Annotated in this window: 2 protein-coding genes; both read right to left on the reverse strand. The window is 67.7% G+C overall.

What is annotated here, in order from left to right:
• Positions 1–742: IS5 family transposase (locus ACFWZ5_RS46180; RefSeq protein WP_384893276.1), on the reverse strand; the 742-nt coding region annotated here is incomplete at its 3' end.
• Positions 743–848: 106 nt separating this feature from the next.
• Positions 849–1,799 carry a hypothetical protein gene (locus ACFWZ5_RS46185; RefSeq protein ID WP_384893279.1) on the reverse strand — a complete coding sequence of 317 codons (951 nt, stop codon included), beginning with the start codon at positions 1,797–1,799 and terminating at the stop codon, positions 849–851.
• Between the last annotated feature and the right edge of the window lie 346 nt (positions 1,800–2,145).

Genomic DNA, 2,145 nt, shown 5'->3' on the forward strand with positions numbered 1-2,145 from the left:
GGGTTTCGTAGTCGCGGGCGAGGCGGCGGTGGTGCATGAGCCAGCCGATGCTGCGTTCGATGGTCCAGCGCCGCGGAATGGTCACGAAGTCGCGGCGGCCCGGTGGGCGGGCGACAGGTTGGACGTCGATGCCCAGGCGGGCGCCGTGGTCGATGGCGGTGGTGCGGTAGTCGGCGTCCACCCAGGCCTTGGTCACCCGCGGGTGGGCCGCGGCGATCCGCGACAGGAGGGTCACGCCGGCCGCGGTGTCGGAGACGTCGGCGGCGGTGACCAGGACGGTCAGCAGCAGGCCCAGGGTGTCGCAGCCGAGGTGGCGTTTGCGGCCGATGTTGCGTTTCCCGGCGTCGGTGCTCTGGTCGGAGCGGGGGACGTTGGCGGAGGTCTTGATGGTCTGGGAGTCCAGCACGCAGGCGGAGGGTTCGCCGGGGCGGCCCTCGGCCTCGCGGACCAGGCGCCGCAGTAGGCCGGTGAGCTGGGTGAAGACGCCGTCGCGTTGCCACTGGGCGAAGTAGCCGTAGACGGTCTGGTGGGGCGGGAAGTCGTGGGGCAGGTAGCGCCAGGGGACGCCGGTGCGGTCGACGTAGAGGATGGCGTCCATGAGGCGCCGCAGGTCGTGCTCGGGCGGGCGGCCGAAGCCCAGGGCGTTTTGACGGTGCCGGGTCTGCCAGGCGGTGAGCACGGGTTCGATCAGTTCCCAGCGGTCGTCGGACAGGTCGCTGGGATACCCGTCGCGCGGGGTCATGTCTTGGATGTACCGCGCGGCGGGCTTCTTGGCGAGGGGCGAAGGCCCCTTCGCCATCCCGTCCGGGAGGAGACAGGAGGCGCCGGGATGAAACGTGCCTCTGCCGTCACGCCCCGGCCGATCGGCTCACCGGTCCCTCTCGTCTCGAGCCAACGGACCGCCCAAACCCCAACAAGAAGCGGTGAGACAGGACCAAACGCTCCCAGTTACAAGCCCCTTGCCGGGCGAGGAAGAGTGCATGGGTACGGATGCGATCGGTGGGGAAGAGCTCGGCGGTCTGGCGGAAGGCGGTCTCGGCGCGCGGGGGCTGATCCATGTCAAGGTGACTGGAGGCGAGGGCACCGAGCAGTTCGCTCTGGTCGAACCAACTCACCCACTCAGGGTCGTCGCGGGTGTCGCCTGTCTGGACATGGAGAGTGGTGGCACGGTCGAGGTCGTTGAAACAGTGCTGGTTGCCCTGGTGGGCGCGTGCGCGGCGGGAGAGCAACATGGCTTCGACTCGTGGGGTGGAGCGGCGGCGGGAGGCGGACAGGGCGGCATCGGTCATGGTCTCGGCGTCGGCGGGTCGCCCGCTGTTGTACGCGGCGATGGACCAGAAGGCGAGGATGTGGCTGCCGAGGACGGGGTTGCTGGAGATGTGGGCGGAGTGCAGTGCGGCGAGGAACGTCGCGTCGTCACATTCTTCGTCCACATCGAAGCGCGCCCAGGCTTTCATGCGCGCTAGGTCGGCTGCGGCGGCGTGGAGCCGTGCTCCGTGGGCATCGGAGTAACTGCGCTCCTTGAGCAGTGCGGTCACCGTGCTCAGGCTGGCGGCGGCCTCCATCAGCAGCTGGCCGCCTCCGCCGTCGAGGTCGTCATCGTGCCGCCGTTGACGCACACGTTGTTCGACGTGCGCGACCCCGGTCTCGCCGATGCGCCGGGCGTTGATGATCTGGCCAGCCGCTACAGGGTCGGCGGTCATCCACTCCCAGAGGGAGGCTGTCAGCGCTCCGCCTGTGAGCAGGATGAAGCTGCGCCGGTCCATGATGATGTTCTCCCTCCCGGACACTTCGGCCATGGGTGTAGATCCGCACCCATTGCGACCGCTCACAAGGCCCTGAAGGTAAGGGAGTCCCGATAGTGGCTGGCACTCGCTGGTGGGCTGGAGAGCGGTTGACAACATGGGTGGTCGGCGTCACTCTGAATCCAGATGGTCGTCCTCTATGCGGCAGAAGCTGTATGGCTCTCGCCTGGTGAGGTGTGCACCTGGTCTCCCCCGTGGCATCAGCTTCCAATGCGCGGGGCAGACATCCGACTCTTTCTCATGCGACGATTCACAACCTCTCGTACTCGCCATGGACCGTGTCGACTAGTGAGCCGGTCTTGAGATGGCTGGTCGACTCGTGAGTCGCATTCTGTTTCTC

The sequence above is a fragment of the Streptomyces sp. NPDC059003 genome, assembly GCF_042740445.1.
Classification (GTDB): Bacteria; Actinomycetota; Actinomycetes; order Streptomycetales; family Streptomycetaceae; genus Streptomyces.